Raw genomic sequence first — 407 nt, 5'->3', positions numbered from 1 at the left:
CGGCTCCACCACGCCGCGCGAGACCAGCAGGTCGAACGCGGCGACCACGGTGTTCTTGGCATAGCGGTGCAGTTGCGCCAGCTCGCGCAGCGAGGGCAGCTTGTCGCCCGGCCGGTACACGCCGTCGTCGATCTGCTGGCCGATCAGGTCCGCGAGCCGTTCCGCGATGGGGGCCTGGCGGCTCCGCGCGCTGGTGGGGGTCTGGGCCATGGCGGCCTCCGTTCATGTTGCAGTGCGATGGTACTGTTCGCGCAAACTGTACCTTTCTCAAAGGGTACAGTCTGCCTACAGGCCGGCGACCAGATTCTTGACTCCAGGAGATGCCTTCCATGGTTGCCGACTCGCGACTGCCCCAGTTCCGTTCCCTCACCCCCGCACAGCGCCGGGACTTCCTCATCGACGCCTGC

General features: G+C 66.8%; 1 protein-coding gene. It reads right to left on the bottom strand.

What is annotated here, in order from left to right; all coding sequences use genetic code 11:
* The coding region (locus E4U03_RS12625) for a GntR family transcriptional regulator (RefSeq protein ID WP_135014064.1) at positions 1-210 on the bottom strand (210 nt) is incomplete at its 3' end.
* Positions 211-407: the final 197 nt, after the last annotated feature.

The sequence above is a fragment of the Rothia nasimurium genome, from assembly GCF_004569295.1.
In the GTDB taxonomy this organism is placed as follows: domain Bacteria; phylum Actinomycetota; class Actinomycetes; order Actinomycetales; family Micrococcaceae; genus Rothia; species Rothia nasimurium_B.
This window is presented reverse-complemented; position numbering and strand designations above follow the sequence as displayed.